Annotated in this window: 20 protein-coding genes; 9 read left to right on the top strand and 11 right to left on the bottom strand. The window is 60.4% G+C overall.

The features are described from left to right. Window position 1 precedes the first annotated feature (1 nt). The 4 genes from NKI22_RS21090 to NKI22_RS21075 are packed head-to-tail and all read right to left on the bottom strand — an operon-like array spanning window position 2 to window position 4679. The gene (locus tag NKI22_RS21090; protein WP_031193416.1) at window positions 2-1063 is read right to left on the bottom strand and encodes a substrate-binding domain-containing protein; all 1062 of its coding nucleotides are present in this window, start codon (window positions 1061-1063) and stop codon (window positions 2-4) included. 59 nt (window positions 1064-1122) lie between these two features. Next, window positions 1123-2184 (bottom strand): substrate-binding domain-containing protein, encoded by a 1062-nt coding sequence (locus tag NKI22_RS21085; RefSeq protein ID WP_352958819.1) that lies wholly within the window; start codon window positions 2182-2184, stop codon window positions 1123-1125. Window positions 2185-2217: 33 nt separating this feature from the next. Next, entirely contained in the window at window positions 2218-3477 is a 1260-nt protein-coding gene (locus NKI22_RS21080) for a M20 family metallopeptidase (protein ID WP_023717077.1), read from the bottom strand. Further along, complete coding sequence (locus tag NKI22_RS21075; RefSeq protein ID WP_245278510.1) at window positions 3474-4679, bottom strand: ROK family transcriptional regulator; 1206 nt, start codon at window positions 4677-4679, stop codon at window positions 3474-3476. Before NKI22_RS21075 ends, NKI22_RS21080 begins: the two co-directional genes overlap by 4 nt. A gap of 91 nt (window positions 4680-4770) precedes the next feature. Here NKI22_RS21075 and NKI22_RS21070 point away from each other — a divergent pair, with 91 nt between their 5' ends. The 4 genes from NKI22_RS21070 to NKI22_RS21055 all read left to right on the top strand — a co-directional run bounded on the left by NKI22_RS21070 (window position 4771) and on the right by NKI22_RS21055 (window position 8403). Further along, entirely contained in the window at window positions 4771-5067 is a 297-nt protein-coding gene (locus tag NKI22_RS21070; RefSeq protein ID WP_352483872.1) for a hypothetical protein, read from the top strand. Further along, window positions 5054-5530 (top strand): hypothetical protein, encoded by a 477-nt coding sequence (locus tag NKI22_RS21065; protein ID WP_352937117.1) that lies wholly within the window; start codon window positions 5054-5056, stop codon window positions 5528-5530. Before NKI22_RS21070 ends, NKI22_RS21065 begins: the two co-directional genes overlap by 14 nt. Before the next feature lie 259 nt (window positions 5531-5789). Beyond that, on the top strand, window positions 5790-7631 hold the full coding sequence (locus NKI22_RS21060; RefSeq protein WP_352589196.1) for a HipA domain-containing protein: 1842 nt from the start codon (window positions 5790-5792) through the stop codon (window positions 7629-7631). A gap of 457 nt (window positions 7632-8088) precedes the next feature. Beyond that, entirely contained in the window at window positions 8089-8403 is a 315-nt protein-coding gene (locus NKI22_RS21055) for a hypothetical protein (protein ID WP_023717084.1), read from the top strand. A 152-nt stretch (window positions 8404-8555) separates the two neighbouring features. Here NKI22_RS21055 and NKI22_RS21050 read toward each other — a convergent pair whose 3' ends face one another. Then, a complete protein-coding gene (locus tag NKI22_RS21050; protein ID WP_352483875.1) occupies window positions 8556-8843 on the bottom strand; it encodes a hypothetical protein in 288 nt (95 codons plus the stop codon). 825 nt (window positions 8844-9668) lie between these two features. Between NKI22_RS21050 and NKI22_RS21045 the strand changes: the two genes are divergently transcribed. Both NKI22_RS21045 and NKI22_RS21040 read left to right on the top strand, forming a co-directional pair. Beyond that, a complete protein-coding gene (locus tag NKI22_RS21045; protein ID WP_352483876.1) occupies window positions 9669-10493 on the top strand; it encodes a 5'-3' exonuclease in 825 nt (274 codons plus the stop codon). Between the two features lie 346 nt (window positions 10494-10839). Beyond that, the gene (locus tag NKI22_RS21040) at window positions 10840-11196 is read left to right on the top strand and encodes a hypothetical protein (protein WP_023717087.1); all 357 of its coding nucleotides are present in this window, start codon (window positions 10840-10842) and stop codon (window positions 11194-11196) included. Between the two features lie 89 nt (window positions 11197-11285). On the opposite strand, the gene NKI22_RS21035 is transcribed toward NKI22_RS21040, so the two are convergent. The 3 genes from NKI22_RS21035 to NKI22_RS21025 form a co-directional block, all read right to left on the bottom strand. Next, complete coding sequence (locus NKI22_RS21035; RefSeq protein ID WP_352958816.1) at window positions 11286-11975, bottom strand: PTS sugar transporter subunit IIA; 690 nt, start codon at window positions 11973-11975, stop codon at window positions 11286-11288. A 164-nt stretch (window positions 11976-12139) separates the two neighbouring features. Next, entirely contained in the window at window positions 12140-12619 is a 480-nt protein-coding gene (locus NKI22_RS21030) for a DUF982 domain-containing protein (RefSeq protein WP_051409573.1), read from the bottom strand. Window positions 12620-14329: 1710 nt separating this feature from the next. Then, a complete protein-coding gene (locus NKI22_RS21025; RefSeq protein ID WP_352958814.1) occupies window positions 14330-15256 on the bottom strand; it encodes an NAD(P)/FAD-dependent oxidoreductase in 927 nt (308 codons plus the stop codon). A 784-nt stretch (window positions 15257-16040) separates the two neighbouring features. Between NKI22_RS21025 and NKI22_RS21020 the strand changes: the two genes are divergently transcribed. From NKI22_RS21020 to NKI22_RS21010, 3 genes are all read left to right on the top strand, one after another. Next, window positions 16041-16565, top strand: a complete 525-nt coding sequence (locus tag NKI22_RS21020; protein WP_352494317.1) for a YciE/YciF ferroxidase family protein — start codon at window positions 16041-16043, stop codon at window positions 16563-16565. A gap of 293 nt (window positions 16566-16858) precedes the next feature. Beyond that, entirely contained in the window at window positions 16859-17131 is a 273-nt protein-coding gene (locus NKI22_RS21015; RefSeq protein ID WP_023717093.1) for a cell division topological specificity factor MinE, read from the top strand. Continuing rightward, window positions 17128-18294, top strand: a complete 1167-nt coding sequence (locus NKI22_RS21010) for a beta-glucosidase (protein WP_352958812.1) — start codon at window positions 17128-17130, stop codon at window positions 18292-18294. Before NKI22_RS21015 ends, NKI22_RS21010 begins: the two co-directional genes overlap by 4 nt. 49 nt (window positions 18295-18343) lie before the next feature. Here NKI22_RS21010 and NKI22_RS21005 read toward each other — a convergent pair whose 3' ends face one another. From NKI22_RS21005 to NKI22_RS20995, 3 genes are all read right to left on the bottom strand, one after another. After that, window positions 18344-18433 (bottom strand): hypothetical protein, encoded by a 90-nt coding sequence (locus tag NKI22_RS21005; RefSeq protein WP_352494395.1) that lies wholly within the window; start codon window positions 18431-18433, stop codon window positions 18344-18346. A 259-nt stretch (window positions 18434-18692) separates the two neighbouring features. Further along, entirely contained in the window at window positions 18693-19835 is a 1143-nt protein-coding gene (gene glf / locus NKI22_RS21000; RefSeq protein ID WP_023717096.1) for a UDP-galactopyranose mutase, read from the bottom strand. A gap of 2 nt (window positions 19836-19837) precedes the next feature. Beyond that, window positions 19838-21010 (bottom strand): glycosyltransferase family protein, encoded by a 1173-nt coding sequence (locus tag NKI22_RS20995; RefSeq protein WP_352958810.1) that lies wholly within the window; start codon window positions 21008-21010, stop codon window positions 19838-19840. Window positions 21011-21304: the final 294 nt, after the last annotated feature.

Genomic DNA, 21304 nt, shown 5'->3' with positions numbered 1-21304 from the left:
GCTACTTCATGGCGGCCGCGATGGTCGCGGGCACGTCCTTGTTGAGGGACCGCTTCCACCCGTCCTTGACAGTGTCCTTGGTGACGGCGAGGGAATCGACCACCATGAACGGCGCGGCCTTCTTGCCGATCAACGAGGCGGCCGTGGCGCGTGCCAGCGTCACGCCGATGTCATAGGCTTCGTCTGCGATGAGTGCCGCAACGTTGCCGCCTTTCACCATGTCCAGTGCCGCCGGTTCGTTCAGGTCGAGCGTGACGATCTTGGTGTGGCTGTTGCCGGCCGCCCGCAATGTGGACAGCACGCTAAGCGCCGGCTCAGCCCAGGTGACGTAGATACCATCGAGGTCTGGGTGCTGTGTGATCATCGCCTGCGCGATTTCCTCGCTGCGCGCGGGGTCGGCCATTCCGGCCTCGGCTACGATCTTCATGTCCGGATAGTCCTGCTCGATTGTGTGCTTGAATGCTCCATCGCGCTGGTTGGTGACGTAGAAATCGGCATCGTGAAAGATGTAGCCGACCTTGCCCTGCTTGCCGAGCGCGTCGGCCATTGCGATCCCGGCCTTATTGCCCATCTGGAAAAGGTCGTCCGAAACGATGGTCACATAGTCCTTGTCGTGAACGTAGCCTGCTGGCGAATTGTCGACGAATCCCAATTTCACGCCGGCCTGGCGCGCAGGATCATAGACGGTGGCCGCACTTGCGGGATCGACCGGTAGGGACAGTATAATCGAGGGCTTTTTGGCGAGTACTGTCTCGACGTCGGATTTCTGCCGGGCTGCATCAAAGCCGGCGTCGGTCTGAGCGACCACCGTGATGCCGAGCCGCTTCAACTCGTCCTGGGCGCCGCTGTTCACCGCGTTGGTGTATTCGCTCATCTCATGCCAGACCAGCGCGGCGGTGTATTTGCCGTCCTTGATCTGCTGCTCCTCAGCTGGTGTGAGCACGACGCTCTTTGCCGGCGTCGGCTTTTCCCCGTTCGGTCCCGTGGTGGTGCCGTCGGCTGCGAAGGCGTTGGCGGCGACGAGCGCTACCAGTGCCGACAACATTCCAATTGCTGTGCGCATGTCAGTTCCCCTTGTTTTTATGGTGTCGGCGGCCCTCATTGGCCGCCGGCATTCGCCTGTCACTTGGCCGCGTCGAGCACCGATTGCGGTGCGTCGCGGTTCAACGAATCCTTCCAGCCCTGCGCAACGTTCTGCTTGGTCACGGTAAGCGCCGGGGCAACGACGAAGGCCGGCGTTTCCTGGCCGAGCAGCGCCTTGACGCCGACAGCGGCCATGGCGCGACCGAGCTCATACGCCTTGTCGGCCACCAGTGCGGTCACATTGCCGCCCTTGACCATATCGAGCGCCACCGGTTCGGCGAGGTCGAGCGTGACGATCTTGGTCTCGGTGTTTCCGCTTGCCCGCAAGGCCGACAGCACGCCGTCGGCCGGTTCGGCCCAGGTGACGTAGATGCCGTCAAGATCGGGATGCTGCACGAGCATGGCGCTGGCCAGCTCTTCTGCCCGCGCCGGATCGGAGATCCCCTGCTCGGCGACGATCTTGATACCGGGATAATCCTTCCCGATCGTTGTCTTGAAAGCCTGGTCGCGCTGGTTCGTCACATAGTAACTGGCGTCGTGGAAGATGTAGCCGACCTTGCCTTTGCCATCGAGCGCCTTGGCCAGTGCATCGGCCGCCTGCTTGCCCATCTGGAACAGGTCGTCAGTGACGATGGCGGCATAGTCGGTTCCGTGCTTGTAGCCTTTCGGCAGATTCGAAAGGAATACCAGCTTGGTCCCGTCGGTGAGCGCCTGACGGAAAGCCTCGGCCGAAGTGACCGGATCGAGGGGCAGCGACAGGATGACGTTTGGCTTGGCTGCGAGCGCGGTTTCGATGTCGCTGCGCTGGCGCGCCGCGTCAAAGCCGGCGTCGGTGGTCACGACGATCTGAATGCCAGCACGGGCAAATTCATCCTTGGCGCCGGCGCTGACCGCATTGGTGAAGTCGGACGAGGTGTGCCACAGCAGCGCGGCCTTGTAGCCCTTCTCCTTCACTGCGGCCAGATCTGTGTCCGACAGAGTAACCTCGGCGCTGGGCGTCGCCGTCTCGCCGCTCGGTCCCACTGTCTGTGCGCCGGCTCCGCCGGCCAACAGCATCAGACTGCCTGCAAGTGCTGTAGCAACAAGTCTGTCTATCAGCATGGTAGTTCTCCCATTTTCGCTCTCAGTTGTCCTTTATTCCGTAACGCCGCAATACTCCGCCATGAACCGGGCGAAGCCTACGATGCCCGCCAGATATTCCTCGACATCGACGTGTTCGTCGAAGGTGTGGCAGTTGCGAATGTCGCCTGGCGCGCAGTACACGGCGGGGATGCCGAGCCGGTTGGTGAAAAATGATGACTCTGACCAGAATGGCGCGCCTTCGATGGCGCCGCGACCAGCCATCGATCGGGCCATGGCGGCAGCAAGGGCGCCGACCTCCGGCCTGTCAGGTGCAATCTCGGCGGCGTTACCCCCGAGCGGATGATCGCGGCCTGCCGGATAGGCGAACGCCAACATGATTTCAGGATCGGTGATGGCGCCGCGCACCACTGCCTCGATTTCGGCGGCGGCCTCGTCCAGTGACTCGCCGGGCAACAGCTTGCGGATCAGCGACAACGTGCAGCGTTCGGGCACCGCGATGTAGCCTCCGCCCGCAAGCCCGGTGATCAGCAGGAAGCCACGCCCAATCAGCGGGTGCTCGGCTCTGGTTGCAACATCTTCCGAATGCTTCCACAGCGCGCTCATGACGGCGTGGCTTGCACGCAAGGCATCCTTGCCGAGTTCGGGTACGCCGAAATAGGCCGATCGTCCGGTGACGGTGATGTCGGTAATGAAGAAGCCGATTTGGGCCGGATAAACCGAAAGGCGGGTAGGCTCCACATAGACGATGAAATCGGGCGCCACGACTTCGCCTCTCTCGATGCGGCCGACGAAGTCCTTGATGCCGGCGGAGACGCCGATTCCAGGCTGGCCGCTCTCCTCGTCGCCGACGAAGGCAAAGGCAACGTCGCCGGCCAGTTCGATGTCGGCCGTGTCGAGCAGAGAGAGTGCCGACAGCGCGGAGCAGATGCCGGCCTTGAGGTCGCCGGCGCCGCGGCCCCAGATCTGCCCGTCGATCATTGGCGCGGCAAACGGATCCTGCCTGGCGGTGCCAGCCCAGTGCTCGCGCCAGCCCTCGACATGAACCGTATCGGTGTGGCCGATGAAGAGCAGCCGCTTGCCGGCGCCGGCACCTTTGCGCTCACCCCAGACATTGGGCCGGCCGGGCGCGAATTCCGCACGCCGAATTTCGCTCAAGCCAAGCATGCGCATGCGGTGTTCAAGGAAGGCGACAAAGTTTTCTTCGTGACCGGTTATGCTTTCGCGGCCGATTGCCCCCTGCAGAAGCTCCACCGCTGCGTCGCAATCGAGGGCGGCGCGCAAGCGGGCGGTGATGTCCTTTGAAGCGGTCATAGCGTGGCCTCGCGCAGCACCGCCGAACTGGCTGGGGGAAGCGAAATGCGTCCGTCGGGCGCGTCGACGCCGAACAGTTTGTTGTGCAACTGGCCGAGCCCGATGGCGGCGGCGCCGATGAGCGCTGCCCGCGACCCGAGTTCGCTGGCCTCAACGGCGATAGGATAGGGGAAGCAGCGCGGCAGCAGGTCCCTAACGCGCAACAGGATTTCCGGCCGCAGCCCGATCGAGCCGCCCAGGACGACCTTTTGCGGATTGGCAATTGCCGCTATGGCCACAATGCCTTGCGCCAGGTAGCGCGCGGTTTCGTCGAGCACCGTCGCGGCATGCCTGTCTCCGGCCAATGCACTGTGGAAAATCGTCGGCACGTTGACGATGTTGCCCGTCAGCGCCGCGTAGCGTTCAACCATGGCGTTGGTTGCGACCACGCGCTCGAAAGCGCCGGCGCGCAACGATGTCGGCGCGAAAGGATCGGCGCCAATCGGCAAAAAGCCCATCTCGCCGGCTGCATTGCTGGCGCCCCGCACCAGATTGCCTCCAACCATGAGGCCGCTGCCGATGCCGGTACCCAGCGCTATGAAGGCGAGATTGTCGATACCGCGGCCGCACCCCTGCCAGTTCTCGCCGAGCACCGCCAGATTGACATCGTTCTCGATCACCACATGAAACCCGAATGCGTGCTCGAAAGCGCGAACGACATTCATTGTGCCAAAGCCGGCAATATTCGGGGCAAGCAGGACGCGGCCGGTCTTCTTGTCGGGTGCACCGGGAACACCAATCACCGCCAGCCTTATCTTTGTGCGCGAGATGCGGTGCCTCTGGGCCGCCTGAAGCGCTAGATCCACGATCTGGTCGACGACGAACTGTCCGCCCCGAGGATCGGTCGGCGCCGTTTCCTCCGCGAATATCTGGCAGGCAAGATCGGTGAGGGCGACCCGGACTTTGGCGCCGCCGAGGTCGACCGCCGCGATGTAGGCCGCGTTAAATACGAGTTCGTAAGTGACAGCCGTGCGTCCGACATGTCCGCTCGTGCGCCCCGTTTCCTGCACCCAGCCTTCCTGCTCGAGTGTCCTGACGATCTCGGAGATTGTCTGCTTAGACAAGCCGGTCTGCTTTGCGATTGAAGCGCGCGAGATCGGCCCACCTTGCACGATCGCCTCCATGACGGAGCGCTGCGAGAACTGACGAGAAATGCGTGGCACGTCGTTCAACAGCAGCTCCGATTAATTCGTTCTGTCACCGAACTTAATAATCATTTTGGACGGCAGTCAACTGGCCGCTCAAAAGAGGGGTTTGTACACCGGGGAAAAACAGCAGCGCTGGCGATCTAACGTCCCGGTGAAAAGCAGGAAGCCCTTCGAAGGCGACTACCAGGTGTTACCGATTTGCGGCGTTGGTGGCGATGACCAAGCTGCGTCGCCGCACCCGATCGTCGACCGCTCGCTTGCCAAGCTCAGGAAGGTGAAGTCGTCCGATATCGGCATCGTCGTCGCCGACGGGCTCATCAATTGCGAGATTGCACCGCAATCCATCGATCGCCTGGCGGTTATGCGAGGTTCTCCTTGGTTCGATGGGCATGTCACTGCCTGACTTCATCGGGGATGCCGAGGCGAAAGTCGCCGCCAAACTCATCGCCGCCGCTGCCGATGACGGCGCTAAGGCGGTCCTGGGAGATGTCGACGCTCACAAGAACGCCTGGGCCGCCAAGAGCAACGAGGAGCGCACCACGCTCAGCCAGTCGGCGGCCGGTTGGGCAATCCGCCCGGCCGGCCATCGGGTGAACTGTCCATCGTGCGCTTCCCAAGCTTTGGTCGTGGGTGAGCCCGTCACTGCGCCGACACAGAAACTCGAGGACGGCGAGATCACCGAGACGCAGATATCTGCCCAATCGTTTCGAGTGCATCGCCTGCGGCTTGAAGATCAACGGCTTTTCGCGCCTCGCTGCGGTTGGCCTGGAGAGCGCTACAAGAAGACCCAAGTCTATGACGCAGCGGAATATTATGCGCCGCAGGACAACTATGAAGGCTATGAGGATGACAACAACGAACGTTGATCTGCGGAAAAGTGCGCAGGGCAGGGGCATGACCCGTACTGGACTGGTCGCTTCCGCTCGGCGCGAGCCCTCATTCGACGGGGCTCCATTGCTCGACCGTAATACCAGTGCATTCGGCAAAAGCAGATCGAGAATGCGGCCGAGCAGACTGGCGACGCCCGTAGACAGGCATGACTTTCTCGCATTTCAGATTCGAGAAAGTCCTTGACTCTTGACGCCTATTAGCGGACTTTTGCGCATCTGAAATGCGAGAAAGTCCGTGTCCATACTGCTGGTTGGAGAGACAATAGACAAGAGACGTGCGCATGCGCTAGCGGTGGTAGGGGAACTCGTCCCGCTCGTCCGCGGTGTTTATGCACGATCAGGCGACGACGTTGAGCAAGCAGTTTTAGGCCACGCCGTACGCATCGCGCGCTACCTCTATCCTACTGCCTATCTATCATCGGCCTCTGCTCAACTTCTTGCTCCCACACCTGACGGCCGCCTGTTCGTTAGCGGTCGGCGTAATCAACGAACCCGGCTACGGACGCTCGAAATAATCCAAAACGAGGCGCCTCCCCATCCTTCGACTGCCTCTGCGGTGGTAGGGGACGATCTTGGCGAGCTGCGAGTTGACGTTTCCTCGCCGCGCCAACGCTTCCTGGAAGCATTCCGCTTGCGGAGCGAGCATGCTAGCGCCATCACCGAACTGATGCGGGCCGACATGGCGGCAAGACTCATAGAAGAACACGGCTCGCCACAGGTGGCCGCTGACGCGGTCTGGGCGTTGGCCCGCGAGAACGGATGGTACCGCGAAGGGGAGGGCGCTGAGCGTTATCTGATTGCGCGCCCGGCGGCGGCCAAGGGCCCCGTTAACAAGGCGGCCCTGGATTTCCTTGTGGCATGGCATGGGGATCCTCTCGGTCGTCTAATCCACGATGGATTCGAGTGGCGCTGGAAGCCTGTGAGGCGCAGCGGCCCGCCACTCGTTCGACAGACTGCACCAGGCAAGCTGCCGGCTTTCATCGAGTCGCTCCTCCCAGAAGGATGGCTCGCGCAAGTGCTCCGTCAGCGGGATGAACGCGAAGCGCTGCGAAGCGGCAAGCGCTACATGTCAAATATCGCGGTCGTCGAGAGCCAAGCCGAGCTTAACGTCCTGCCGCGAGACGAACTCGACACCAAACTTGTCGCGTTCACCGACGATGGGCGCTTCACTGGTCGATACGTCGGCCCGTCGCGAGGCGAGATCCAGGAGACGTTCGAGCACAACTTGGCTCAGCTGTTTGCGCGCGCGGAAATGCCGAGATTATCGGGTGTCCAGATTAAGGCGCCGATGAATTTGGCATCGGACGGCGCGCTGCTACCCGCGATCGATCTGCCATTCACTCACATCCTTAAGCCGGCCGGAACCGCGGGCTTCGAAATGCTGCCGGTCGTCGAATGGCTTTGTCTTGAACTTGGTCGCGCAGCGGGCTTCGAGGTTCCGGCCGCCGCGCTCATCGACATGCCGGATGGGATGTCACCTGCATTGGTCGTCGAGCGATTCGACGTGCGACGCGGGCCCGATGATCGACGCTTCCTAGCGCTCGAGGACTTCTGTTCGGTTCTCGATCTGCCGACCTCAGCCAAATACGACGGCACAATCGAACGCATGGCGCGCGGTTTGCGGCCGCTTTCGACCGACCCTGCCGCCGATATCGAGACCTTGTTCCGCCGGGCGTTTTTCGCGTGGCTGATCGCCGACGGGGACATGCATCTCAAGAACCTGGCGCTCCTCAAGATTGCAGGCCCTGGCTCCAAGCGGTTCGAGACCGTCCGGTTCGCATCCCTTTACGACGCCGTGACGACCCGCGTCTTTCCGGGGCTTGGTGGCGATCGTATGGCGCTGAAGCTCAACGGTAAGGACGACCGGCTTACACGGCAGGACTTCCTAACTCTCGCGCGCACGATCGAGTTGCCGGTCACTCGCGCGGAAGAAGCGATAGGTTCGATCGCCGCTGCCCTGCGCGAAGCAGCGCGCATGCTCGCTCTGCCGTCCTTTGCCGAACGGGCTGATCCCGCTCAAACAGCGGCGGAGCGAGTGAAGGCGATCGTGCGCGACCGCGCTGAGGCGTTTTCATGAGCACCCATGGGATCAAGATCTATGTCGGCGTCACCGATCTAGATTGGTTCGAATTTCTGTCGCGCCGCCAGGACGTTGACGAGGTGAACATCTGGCAGCCCGGGGGGGCGGTCGCAGTTCCGAGCGCTCCAACCGGGCGAACTGTTTCTCTTCAAGCTTCATAGCCCCAACAACTTCATCGTCGGCGGCGGGCTGTTCGGGCAGGCGTTCACACATCGCCGTATGTGGACGGCTCTCCCTCTTTGTTCAGACGAACTGATATACCAGCCATGCTCTGCCCTTCAGCAACAAACATGTTGAAGATGCCCCTCACAAGCCTGATTTCGTTTGGCGGGCCAGGGACAAGGAGAACACGTTCGCCAGCGAGCCCTTTCTGTTCTCCAGAGCCGAGAACGTAACGGGGCTCCCATCCTTATCCAGCAACATTCGCCGGACGCCGTAGGGCACGGGTCCCCCTTTGGCTGAATCCGAGACGAGCCTGCTGCAGCTGCGCTCTGGAGACCTTTGGGGACAGCTCGCGGCTGTACTCGCTTGCCATCACCCGTTTCATATTTTTGAGGATTGCAGAGACCATGCTGCCATCGTTATCGAACTGCTCGCCGCAATATTCCACCGCCACGCCCCGCTTCGCGCCTCGAAGCTGACCTCCGTGATTTCGTGTCCAAATGTCGCGTTTCAGGCCGTACTCGGACACCTGAAGAACGCCTTCACGAGATTAGCGAAGCATCGTCACGATGGAGACGGCGAAATCGACGGGGAAGATGAAAGCTGAGCAGTCAGCGACGCCGGCAGAGGCGGCTTCGGCCGTCCCTTCCTGACGTTTGATGGCAATGGATGACGTCAGGGTGCTGCACCACGGCGGCGACGAGCCCGACACCATACCGCAGGCGATCGACGCGACGGCGCCAAGGGCCGTACCTGACTCTATGTTCCCTTCACGATTCTCGGTTTAGTCGGTCGGCGGGGTTGAGCCGCGCCCTCGATGGCCAAAGCCAGCCGCTTCTCGTCTTCGATGGCGCGATCGACTGCCTCAATTTCCTCTTGAAGCACCTTCATCTCGGCTCCGTAGCTGGAGCCGTCGCTGTCCCCGATCTGAAAGCCACTTGCCCGCATTGCGTCGCGAGTATGGTGCACGTTACGGACTCCTTCGCGTCGAGTCGCGACCAGGATTTCCCTGAACTCACCAAGACGTTCAACGTGACTGCGAGCCATTGCGTCCTCCTATTTCATCGTCATCGTCGCCGACGGCGATTCAGAACGGCTAAAACTTACTGCGCAGAAGGTTTAAGTGACTTTAAGAGATACTCTCGACAAAGCATGAGTGCGGAAGCTCAAATTTGAAATTTGAACGTCTTGCAATAGCGTGAAGCGCGGCAGGCGGAAATTGGCTTGGGACCCGACCGATCACAGACCAGGTGCTAGAGGCTGCGCCTGTGCCACCTCCGAAGCTGCGCAATTTACCGACATCGGGTTTTGTGTCGAAGTGCGTCAACGAGGTGAGTCCTAACAACTGCAAAATGTTTGAAGGTTTCAAGAGGCGGGGTGCGCCTCGCCGGCCGTCACAGGAATGAGAACCCCAAACCGGGGGCATGCATTCCATATCATCGTCATGACGGAACTGCCGCCGCAGATCGGAGCGTCTGAACGTCGTCATTTCCATTCTGTCGTCAGGAGCAGTGTGTTCGGGCCAACCCACCCGTCCGGGCTTCCCCACATCGCAAGCTGGTCGCAATATCGGCCCAGGCTGCCTCCTGCGCGGCCGGCGCTAGTCGCGACAGCATCGCCAAGTCGTTTTTCGCTGCGTTTGGAAGAAGGGATACTCTCGCGAACCAAATGGCCGCCTGGCGCAAAAGCGAGGCGGCGGGGCGAGAAATATCGCCTGCCCTTGAAGGTAAGCTGTTGCTAAGTGCCGGTGAGAGGCATGGCTTGCGGTGGGCGTACGGGCACGGCCGAGCGCACCTACTTGAAGGTTTGGAGAAGGCCAACTGTCGGTCTAGCTTTGCAGACGGGGCCGGATGCTGTTTCTCGAGGATTGCGATGATCGTACATTTAGTAGACGGCACATACGAACTGTTTCGCCACTTCTACGGCCAACGCCGGTTCAACAACGGCCAAGACAAGCCGTTTGGCGCCGTCGTCGGCGTGCTGAACACAGTGCTGGAGATGAGCGAGAATGGCGCCACACACATTGGGGTGGCTACCGATCATGTAGTAGAATCGTTCAGAAATCAGCTCTGGCCGGGCTACAAGACCGGGGATGGCATCGAGCCGGCATTGCTCGCGCAGTTTCACCCCCTCGAGAAAGCCTTGGCGGCGATGGGAGTGGCGGTCTGGCCGATGATCGAGCTGGAAGCCGACGACGCGCTGGCCTCCGCGGCGCACAGCGCGGCTGCCGATGGGCGCGTGCAGAAGGTGTGCATCTGGACGCCGGACAAGGATCTCGCGCAGTGTGTGCGCGGTGACCATGTGGTCCAGGTAGACCGCAGGACCCAGAAAATTCGCGATGCCGCGGGTGTACGCGAGAAGTTCGGAGTTGAGCCGGCCCTCATTCCAGATTTCCTCGCGCTCGTCGGTGATGCCGCCGATGGCTATCCGGGTCTCGAAGGCATCGGCCTGGTCTCGGCCGCCCGGCTGCTTGGCCGCTACGGCCCTCTTGAAAGCTTTCCGCCTGAAGCCCTCGGCAAGCGTAGAGAGCTCGCGCTTTTATTCAAAAATCTCGCGACGCTTCGCACGGACGCTCGGCTGTTCGATGACGTCGAAGAGCTGCGCTGGCGCGGCCCGACCAAAGCGTTCGAGACGTGCGTGATCCAGCTAACTGACACCCGGCTCCTCGCACGTGCTCTCAACGCTCGCCGAAACTGACTTCGGGAGGCGAGATCTGGAAGCGGCCTTTAAAAGGCCAGCGTCGATTCCCGATCGCACAGGGGCACTGTGCACGCGGGAACAGTCTGGAATAAGACACAGGCAAATGTGCCGGCTGGGGGCAGGCGCTCACACAGCATCTGAGTTGTGGGTGGCGTTCAATGGCATACTAGCGTCCACCTGGGACCTTCAGGAGACTGGAGCTGCCAGCCATTGCAGGAGGAGCAGCCGCGGGATCGGAAACGTTTTGTCAGCAGAAAATAGGGTCATGTTGCAAAGCATCTCTCCGAACGCTGCGCCGGTGCTATGGTGTGCCCGCACTCATCAGACGGCAAGGATATGAGGCATGCCCGCAGTCACCCGCCGTACACTTCTTGCGTTCACCGCCGTTGCGTCTGTCATTGAACCGACGTTTGCTGAAGGCGAAGGTATCTCGCGCGAACTGCAGGCGCTGATCGCAAGGCATGAAACCGCCTATGCCGCGCTCCACAGGGTTGTTCATCGAGCGGGCAGCAACTGGCACGACCGCAAGACGGCAGACCGAATTGAAGAGCAAGCCTTGCTGGCCATCTGTTCCTATCCTGCGACCAGCCGAGGCGACCGCCGGGTCAAGGCCGAGTACCTGTTGACTGTTGAGGCACGAGGCGAACTCGACTTGAAAGAGCACATGCAGGCCATCCTACGCTCAACGATGCGGGGCTGATCGATCGCAGTACCCGCGGGGACCAGACCGCGCGTTGCCGGAGCGCGGCGCGGCCTCGGAGTAATGACGACGCAGACATTCTGTTTGGGTTACCGCGCAGAAAAGGAACCCGAAGATGCGTCAATCCCCCGCGAAGACCGCCTCATCGGCTGGTAGCGAGCCCCGTAGTTGACTGCGGTATGCGCCGCGCCTCTGGATTCTAAGGCATTGCTGAACTGCTTAGGTATCACAGCGCCAGGCCCGACGCGGCAAGTATGCAAATTTGGTGAAATTCTCGGAAGCGGCTCAGTTTCGAGAATCGCCAAGGCCTCATCGGATGACTGTGCCTGTCGGAGTCGCTCCCGAACTTGAGATGTCCGAAGCACCCGGCATATTTGCGAAAGGGCAGGGAGGAAGGCGGAAGTAGCAGAGCGCGGCCAGAGTACAGTGTAAATGAGATCGACTGGGTCGTCGTCGGGGCCGTCGAAATCGATAGGCTGGGCCAAGCGTGTCAAAGACGCGACAGGCGAAGAGATCATACCCAGTAGAGCGTGAGGGATCGCGACACCACGACCGATGCCCGTCGAGCCGAAATCCTCGCGGTCGAAGAGACTACGGAGAACCACCTGCTCGTCAAGCTCGGCTCTTCGCGCAATCCTGATCGCGATTTTTGTCAAGGCTGATTGCTTTCCTTTAGTCGCAAGGTCAAGCGAAATGTCTTCTTCTGACAAGATGGGGCAGACCGTCAGAGTAACCTCAATGTGGATCCCAAACGCGATCGCAAATGGGGTGCAGCGCACTGCTTGGCCAGCGCAGAATTCACCGTCGGATAAGTGGCTGTCCCGGACGCTTCTCGCGTCCGGGCTAATAGCCCGTTTTGAGGCGTTTCGGCTCTCGCGGGAGAAGGCAGTATTTCGGGCTTCAGGTGGGGTGGCTCTTCAGTGTTAGCGAGGCCGGCATGACCTCACATCAGGTCTTCAACCATCCGCGCACATTTCCCCAGACCTGTGCTGGTCCCTCTTGTTCTAAGGAGTCCCTGTTCAGCCGCGGCCGCCTTGAACGCTTCGAACGCAGCTTGCTGGCTGCAATGCCCGGCGAGCGATTCCTCGACCATTCGGATCGCCTTGAGCCGCCCCGGCTTTCCCATTCTAGGCCATGGCTGCTGAAGCACCTTCATTGCGTCGGCTATGGACGCGACCACCGTCAGGTTGCGATTGAGGCAAATTGTAATTGGACTGAAGGCCCGCATTCTTGTCGCTCCCCACGATTGAACGCGGCTAAACGCGAAGACAAGGGCAGTGGTTGCATGAATGTGGATCACGGCGAATTCAAAGAACCGCTGGCCGATGCGATTGAGGCTGAGCAGGCTCTCCTTGGGCCCGGCTCTTTGCCTCGCCGGACCATCCTTCTCGTCGAACAACAGGACCCGACCGGCAAAAAGCATCTGCGCACCGTCCGACGCCGCGAACCATTTTCGAGTTCGTCACGCCGCTTGCCCGACAGCTTCTCAAGTACACCGCGACGAATTCGGCGACTGTGAGGGAGGAGATGAAAAGGTTATGGTCGTTTCGTTCGGCTGTCCTTTAGAGCAGGGGCTCCGAGTCGGTTTGTATCGAGCAGATGTCGCATCAGATCTTGACCTGGAGATCGGCTCCGGCAGCCGGGATCGGCGCAGCGCGGCAACGATGCCATGTTCCTTCGGCGGCTCACCGACGATGGTCTGGCTGACGGCCCCGCGAAGGCGCGAAGCATCGGGGCCTTCTTCTGCCAGTCGGGCGAGCCAACTTTCTTTGGCTGGGAGGGCGGCGCACTGCTTCGGCTCCGAACTGTTGACACATGCACCAAGCTGACAGACCGGAAGCGGCGGCGTGCCCTGACGTCATGGAGACTAGCCCCGCTCCCGAAGCCCGCAGATTGTGATCTCGTTGGCTATGCAGAGCATCCAGCCGTCGTTTCCGAGCGGGCGTTCGTGTTTGGGAAGTGCATCTCGCACGCGCTTGCTAGACGACCACCGGCGGCTATAAATACCTCTCGGCGGTGGGCCGTACTGAGCCGGCGGCGGAGTTTCAGCTTTCGGCCCAACAGCGCTCTGCCGGCCTTGATGCACTCACCACCCTCCAGCTCGCGTGTTGGTGGCCGGAAAATCGCCACTACAACCGCCATCGACTCAAAGTCGAAAGCTACACGCCTGAGGCGCTGTCATTGGCTGAGATCCGGAATAGTCGGTCAGGCTGATAGTCTTGATTGTTGCCGCCGTGCGCCGGAGCAGGGCAGCACGCTCCGCCATCGTTCATTGACGGGCTTCGTTGGCCGGGTGTAGCAGCTCGGATACGAACAGGTCTACGACCGGAATTCCAGTTCCCCCAACTCCTCCTACGTTACATTAGCAGTTGCGGAACCTTCTGCGCATTCGTCGGTTGGAATCTCGTACTCCACCGACCCCTAGCAATTGTGTTCCGCTGTTGGGTCACTTAGCCCGCCGGTTCCGGCCGGCGGGCTTTTTGTTGTCGTGGTGGAACACCCGTTTGCGACGATGGTTCGGTTAACTAGGCGGGGAGCGCGGCTGAGAAAAGAGACAAGTGAGAGAGAACCGAACATCGATGCTGTACGAGCACTGATCGAGGTTGAGCGCGCAGCACGAGATGCAAAGACCGCTCGGATCGGGGAGTGCGCTTGGAGGCTGCAAGGGGGCACCCCTGTGCAACCGACACCGAAGAGGAGCCGGAACGGCAAGCACGCGTGGTCGAACCGAAGCGCTGCGTGCGCTACACGACGCAGATCGATAGGGAACGGATGGTCATTTTCGTCCTGGCGAAATCGCCGCTCGAGTTCCGCGCGGCAAGTCGATCTCGTCCGTCATCATCTCCAACATGACGAGGTCGTCAGTGTTGGAATGGCCGCCTTGCCGCCACACCCCTTCGGCCAGTGACTGCAGAAAAGCCATGACGCCGACAAACGGCTAGCCAGCTCGGCCTTGTCGGGTCGAATTCCTGCTTGGGGAACGGTCTGCCGGAATTGTTCGCGCGAGGCAGCAGGATCGGAAAGAGACACATATGGCAGCAGCCCAATGGTTTGTGATTGTCGGTATCTTAACGTCAGCGCCGGGCACGCCGTTCGCGTAGGACTGTCACTACGCGGTGTTTTCAGCCTGCAATCAGTGCTCCCCTTCGCCCTTCGCAAGATAGTTATGCATGTCACTTGCCGCGACCGCTGCGTGCCCGAACGCGACGGCAAGCTGGTTGATCTCGTCGACGACATCTCCAGCTGCATAGAGTCCCGGCACGGCGGTGCGCTGGTGCGAATCCACGACAAGATTGCCGGCTCGGTCACATTCTGCACCAAGGTCGCTCGCTAGCCTCGAGCGGATGATCGACCCCATCGCAGGGTAGATGGTGTCAAACGAGAGCGTCCTGCCGTCGACGAGTTCGACAACTGCCCGACGGCCCTCAGCTGAAATTGCGTCTCGGGCGCATGCGCCGAACTCGATTCCAGCCCTTTTTAGCCTAAGAACGTCATCCGGGCTGGGCTGGGCTGCATCAGCAATCAGCAAAGTTACGTCTCGAGTGAAGGTCCGCATGAACAGCGCCTTTTTCATTGCGTGTTCGGCCGGTCCGATGACGGCCACCCGTTTGTCAATGACCTCATAGCCGTCGCAGATAGGGCACAATCGCAAGGCTCCGGCTTTAATCATGTCGGCGGTGCCCGGAACGTCGGGGAGGCTGTCGACGACACCAGTGGCAATAAGCAGTGAGCGGGCATGAATGGGAGATGAAGCCTGCGCTAAAAATCCATTCTCCGCGATGCGAATGCCCACGACCGTATCGCACACCCAATCTGCGCCGTGCCGGGTGGCCTGCAGTTTGAGGCGGTGAAGCAGGTCAGGGCCGGTGATTCCGCGCGGGAAGCCCGGGCAGTTGCGCGTCAAGGGAATCCAGTTTGCCCGGCTTTGACCTGCATCGACGACAACTACCCGACGCCGAAAACGTCCAAGGTAGGTCGCGGCCACGAGGCCTGCTGGCCCGCCGCCCACAACCAGGGAGTCAAACATCCGATCGCGGCGCGCTTTGTCTCTGTCGACCATTCAGAAATCCTGACACTGCAAAACCGCACCGTGAGTGCACCGTGGACCACGTTGAAAGGAAACGCCGAACCGCCAATTTGGTTACCAAGTATTGGTTGCTGGGGCATAGCTGCATGCTTCCCACGTTGCGTTCGACCCGGCGCTCAGGAGTATGCTGGCACGAGCCTGGCTCGCGCAATGGCAACGCCATGGTGAAATGCAGGCCCTCGGGATTGTCCCTCGGGGTTGCAGTGTAATTCGATCTTTGCATTGCAATGCACGGCAACTACCTTTCCCAGCAATGTCGTTCCAAAGCCTCGCCGCTTCAGGGGCTCCACGGCGGGGCCGTTTCGCTCCTGCCGGTCGAGGTAAACAACCTGCTCAGCCGCGGAACCGCGGATCCACCATCGCACCTTGAGGCGGCCTTGAGAGCGCCGCGTGAGAGTAGCAGCAAGCGATGGTGGACTTCCCGACACCTGAGAGGGCCGATCAAGAGCGAGCTTGTGCCCCGATCGAGGCGGCCGCCGATCAGAGTGTCCACGGAATTTCCGCTTAAGGCCGGCGAGCCGTGTTCGGCTTTAGGGTGCTCGGCGGCTACCAGCCGCGCAAAGACGGTAACGACGTCCGGCTGGATGACGAAGTCGTGGTAGCCGCCGCGTATTTATGCCCCACGCATCTTGATGACCTGCAAGCGACGCCGCTCGCCACCATGAGTCGGCGTCAGTGGGGCCATCGTGAAGGAACAACAAGGCACTGGCCTCGTTAGAGCCGTACATCCATCGATAGCTTTCAACAGGAGATGAGAATGGCGACGACGCGAAGATCACAGGGCAGTTCCAAGGGCTTGGAAGACCTTTTCTACGATGGTCTGAAGGACATCTACTACGTCGAACGGAAGATTCTGACCGCCTTAAAGAAAATGGCAAAGGGCGCAGAGTCCGAAGAGCTGAAGGCCGCGTTCGAAAAGCATCGAGACGAGACAGAAGGTCAAATCGAGCGCCTGCAGCAGGTTTTCGACGCGTTTGGCAAGAGGGCTCAGGGTAAGACGTGCCCAGCGATCGATGGCATGATCGAGGAGGGGCAGGAGATTTTGGAAGAATTCGGAGACGCTCCAGCATTGGACGCAGGGCTCGTGGCTGCAGCCCAGGCGGTCGAGCATTATGAAATCGCGCGCTACGGCACTCTTGTGACGTGGGCGGGCTTGCTCGGCCTACGAGACGCAGTCCCACTTCTGGAACAGACTCTCGAAGAAGAAAAAGCCACCGATGAGGCGCTCACCCAACTCGGCGAAACTGGCGTCAACGAACGGGCAATGCAGCAGGCCGCGTGAGGTCGCGCATTGCTGGGGTGGCCAATCCGAAATTTGCATCTTCGTGAGCAGCGCAATGGGCGAATTCGGATTTGGCCATTTCCTCTGTCGCTTGCCCGTCGAGCACACGTGTTTTGGCTCTAACCGCATTGTACTACTACGCGCACCAATGTGGGCGCGCCGGTTATGCAAAAACACCAACCCCGCCGCACGCGCCTGTATCGACGCAGCAAGAAGACTCGAGGGCGAGGCCCGGTCATTCTGCCTTTCGAGCGGAGGGGCCTCCTCGACCGGCTGTTGGGAAGGAGGGCAGCATGAACCTGCTCGATATATTCAAGCGCCGCGGCAGCGCGTCCGTGGCGCGCGAGCGCTTGCAACTGCTGTTGGCTTACGAGCGCCGCAACCGCAACCAGCCCGATCTCGTCTCCGTGTTGCGCGAGGAAATCATGGCTGTGAACGCCAGGCAAGGCCAACACCTCGACGTGACGGCAGCCTCATCGAAATCGAAGAGGCGACCGAACCTGGCAAAGGGCGGTCGCCGAACGCAAGTACTTGCGCCATCCCTGGCCGACAGGATGCCGGTATGAACGAGGAACCGGCTCGTCGGCCCGCGGCAGATCCTTCTGGCATCGAGAGCTTTTTCATGGCTGGTTTCGAGTGTTCCTCGCATCGACGTGCCGACGGGGTGCGCCTTGATCTGATCCGTGCGACCTCACATGACACCCATGCATCCGGCGACTATCGCCACTGTGCCGAGCTTGGGCTTCGCACGATCCGCGACGGCTTGCGCTGGCACTTGATCGAAACAGCGCCGGGAGTCTTTGACTGGTCGAGCTGGATGTTGGTGATCGAAGCAGCCCAGGCGGCCGGGGTGCAGGTCATCTGGGATATCTTCCACTATGGTTCGCCAGACCACGTCGACCAAGGTGGCCCCGGCTTTGTCGAGGCCTATGTCCGTTTCGCCGCGGAAGCTGTTCGGGTTCATCGCTTAGCCACCGGAGTGGCTCCCCTGGTGTGTCCGATCAACGAAATTTCTTTCTTTGCGTGGGCGGTGGAGGTCGGCTATTTCCCGCGCGCCGGGCAGAATAAGCGCGGATGGTTCAAACGCCACCTTGTCAGGGCAGCGATCGCCGGGATCAGAGCAATGCGGGAGGCCGAACCCAGTTGCAGGTTCATCTGGGCTGAACCGCTCATCCATATTGCTCCTCGTGACCGCAGTCGCGCCGAGCGGCGGCGCGCCGAAAATGCTCGTCAGGGCCAGTTCGAGGCTTACGACATGCTGGTCGGGCGCGCTGAGCCGGAGTTGGGTGGCAGCGAGGACCTTGTCGACGTCATAGGCCTCAACTTCTATCCGCACAACCAATGGTACTTGAATGGGCCAACGATACCGATGGGACACCACGAATACCGGGCGCTTTCGGAAATGCTGGTCGAGGTCGACGAGCGCTACAAGAAGCCGATGATTATTGCCGAGACCGGCGCCGAGGGGTCGGGACGGCCGGCTTGGCTCCATTATGTTTGCGACGAAGTGCGCGATGCGATGAGCCTCGGCGCACCTATTCAGGGCATATGCCTGTACCCGGTGACGGCCTACCCCGGTTGGGACAATTCGCGCCACGCCGAAGTAGGCTTGTTCTCCACCATTCATGCGAACGGCTCGCGCACTCTTCACAAGCCGCTTGCCGACGAGTTGGAGCGCCAACGCCGATTGTTCGAGGCCTTCGACAACGAGGCAGCAGGCGCGGTATAGCCCCGCCGATAGTGCGCCGCGCTTTAACTGCATCGGCAACGCGGTAAGCCTAAATCTGTCCACCGAGAAAGATCCTGGGGTCCTTGGCCGCAGCGATGATCGCCTCGCGTGCGACTCTTGGCGACTTTTCACCGCGCATGACGGCAAGGCACGCCTCGATTGTTGCGAGTCTCGACGCTTGCAAGCCGGCTCCGGCCAATCCTTCAGCAGAACCTCGGCCGCGTCCGTTACCGAGACAACAACCCTGTCGCGATCGATCCGGCCGGTTGAACGACTATCGGCTTTGTGAAACGTCTCGTACGCACGACCCCTCCAACGGCATATTAGCTTCGGCTGATCTTTGCGCCATCTCAAATGTTAATGGTCACCGCGAATGCAGCTTAATCCCGGCGCATCGTTCACTCCGCCGCCTCGCGCTGCCTCGGCATCTGCCCGATGCCGTTTACCGGCATGCTGTTTTGAAGGCGCGCGAACGTCGCCAAAGCCTGCCCGACGACCTGATCCATATTGTAATAGCGATATGTCGCCAGACGTCCGACGAACCAGACCTGTGGGCACGCCGCTGCCAACGCTTCGTAGCTCTTGTACAACGCCTCGTTTTCGGGCCGCGGCACCGGGTAATAGGGATCTCCGATGTCCGAGGGGTATTCGTAGGTCAGGCTGGTCTTCGGACTCTTCTGTCCGGTCAGATGCTTGTACTCGGTGATGCGGGTGTAGTTTTCCGTCTGCGGATAGTTGACGACGGCGACCGGCTGAAACTCCTCGCAATCAAGCGTCGTGTGCTCAAAGCGCAGCGAACGGTAGGGCAAGCGACCAAGCTTCCAGTCGAAATACTCGTCGATCGGACCGGTATAGATCATCCGCTGGAAGGGGATCTTGTCGCGAATTTCGCGGTAGTCGGTCTGCAGCATGATCTTGATCTTGGGATTATCCAGCATGCGCTGGAACATGCGCGTATACCCGCCTGCCGGCATTTTCTGGAAAGTGTCGCCAAAGTAGCGATCATCCCGATCGGTCCGGGTTGGGACTCGCGCCGTCACCGACTTGCTCAGCTGGGAAGGGTCAACACCCCACTGCTTCCTCGTGTAGCCGCGGAAGAATTTCTCGTAGAGCTCCCTGCCCACGGTGCTCACGACGACGTCTTCGGCTGTGCGGACTTCTTCCACCGTCTCTCGCCGGGAAGCGAAGAACTCCTGCAGCTGCTCGGATGTCAGCTTAAGGCCGTAAAGGCGATTTATGGTATCTAGGTTGATCGGTATCGGCAGCAGCTTTCCGTCGACCAGCGACAGCACGCGGTGTTCGTAAGACCGCCATTCGGTGAACTGCGACAGGTAGTCGACGATCGATTGGGCGTTGGTGTGGAATATGTGCGGCCCATAGCGGTGGATCAGGATCCCTGCCTCGTCATAACAGTCATACGCATTGCCGCCGATGTGATTTCGTCTGTCGACGATCAGGACGCTTTCTTGTCGCTGCGATGCGATGCGTTCCGCCAGCACGCTGCCGGCGAAGCCGGCGCCGACGATCAGCCAGTCGAACATGCTCACGCTCCCCTCAGCAACGGCACGACGCTCTTCATCGCGTGGGCGCGCTGGATGTGGGCCGCCATCGCATTCCAGGTCTTCTCCCAGGACATATCGGCGAGGTAGGCGTCGGCTTTCTCCACCAGGAAATCGCGAGGACGCGCCAGGATGGATCGAAGCTTGGCTTCGACATCCTCAGCGTCGACAATGTCGACAAGGCCTTCGGCGCCGTAGGTGCGCACGACGTCGACGATCGCTGTCGAAACCACCGGCAGTCCTGCCGCCAGGAATTCAGGAGTCTTTGTCGGACTGATGTAGCGTGTCGCCTCGTTGAGCTTGAAAGGCATCCAGCCGGCACTCCAATGCCGGAGGTAGCGTGGCAGGTCGGCATAGGACTTGCCGCCCAGCCAATGCAGGTTGCTTGCCGTGGGCAGCCTCGCCGGATCGATCTTGACCACAGGGCCGAGCATGACGAATTGCACGTCCGGCATTGCTGCAGCCGTCTCCGCTACCAATTCGACGTCGAGCCGCTCGTCAATGACCCCGAAATACCCCACTCTCGGGTGAGGTATGTTGGCCTGGTCGAGTGGGTCCTCACCCGGCTCTCTCGCCTGATGGAAATGTGCAACGTCGATGCTGCTTGGAAAAGCAAAGATCGAACGATGCAGGCTTCGCTTGGCCTCGTAAAGGCTCTGCCCGCCCGTGAAGACGACATCGGCACGTTGCAACAGCGCCTTTTCCAACTGCGTCAACTCTGCGGGAGCGTCTTTGAACGCGGAGAGTTCATCCATGCAGTCGTAGACGCAGACGTCACAGGCGAGATGATCGCTGAAGCGTAGCGCCATGGGCGTGTAATACCAGGTCGTCAATCGGTCATGCGGCGTGGAGGCGAGGATCTGATCGACGAACCTGCGCTGGATCGCGTTCGCCCTGGTCGCGGAAGTACCAACTGGGATCAGCGGCGTCACAATTTTGATCGTAGGTGAAACATCGTTCACCCGCGTCGAAGCGTGGCGCCTTTCGTCGAAGATCGGCTCCTCGAAATAAATTAGCTGCTGCTGTTTTGAGGCGAGCGTCAGAATCTGTTGCGGTCTTTGGAATACAAAATTCCATCGGAGGTGGGAAAAGCAAAGTAAAATTGACGACTGTACGGTGGTGTTTGGTTTTAGGGAGGTGCCCACCGCCATTTCCATATAGAAATCCTTCGTTACAATTAGAAATTGCCTCGGCTAACATACGTTAATCGAGGCAGCTTCGAATGAAATTCGCAGCCATCTATATAACTTTCATCCCAGTAAGTTGTTCCATAGTTCCAAACTGTCTCGGGCGAGGCCAGCGGTCCGCTCCATTCCGGCCATGGCTCAACAGAGAAGGTCAAGCCGAACGACCCTGCATCCGGCTGACATGATGGCCGCTCCAGAAGCTGAAGCCCCGCGCCGTGCGTGACCTCACCCAAAATGTGGCGCATTGCCACAGAACGGTTGAAA

Source organism: Mesorhizobium sp. M0778 (assembly GCF_040320105.1).
GTDB lineage: Bacteria > Pseudomonadota > Alphaproteobacteria > Rhizobiales > Rhizobiaceae > Mesorhizobium.
The sequence above is the reverse complement of the archived record's forward strand: the minus strand, read 5'-3'. Positions and strand labels throughout refer to the sequence as shown.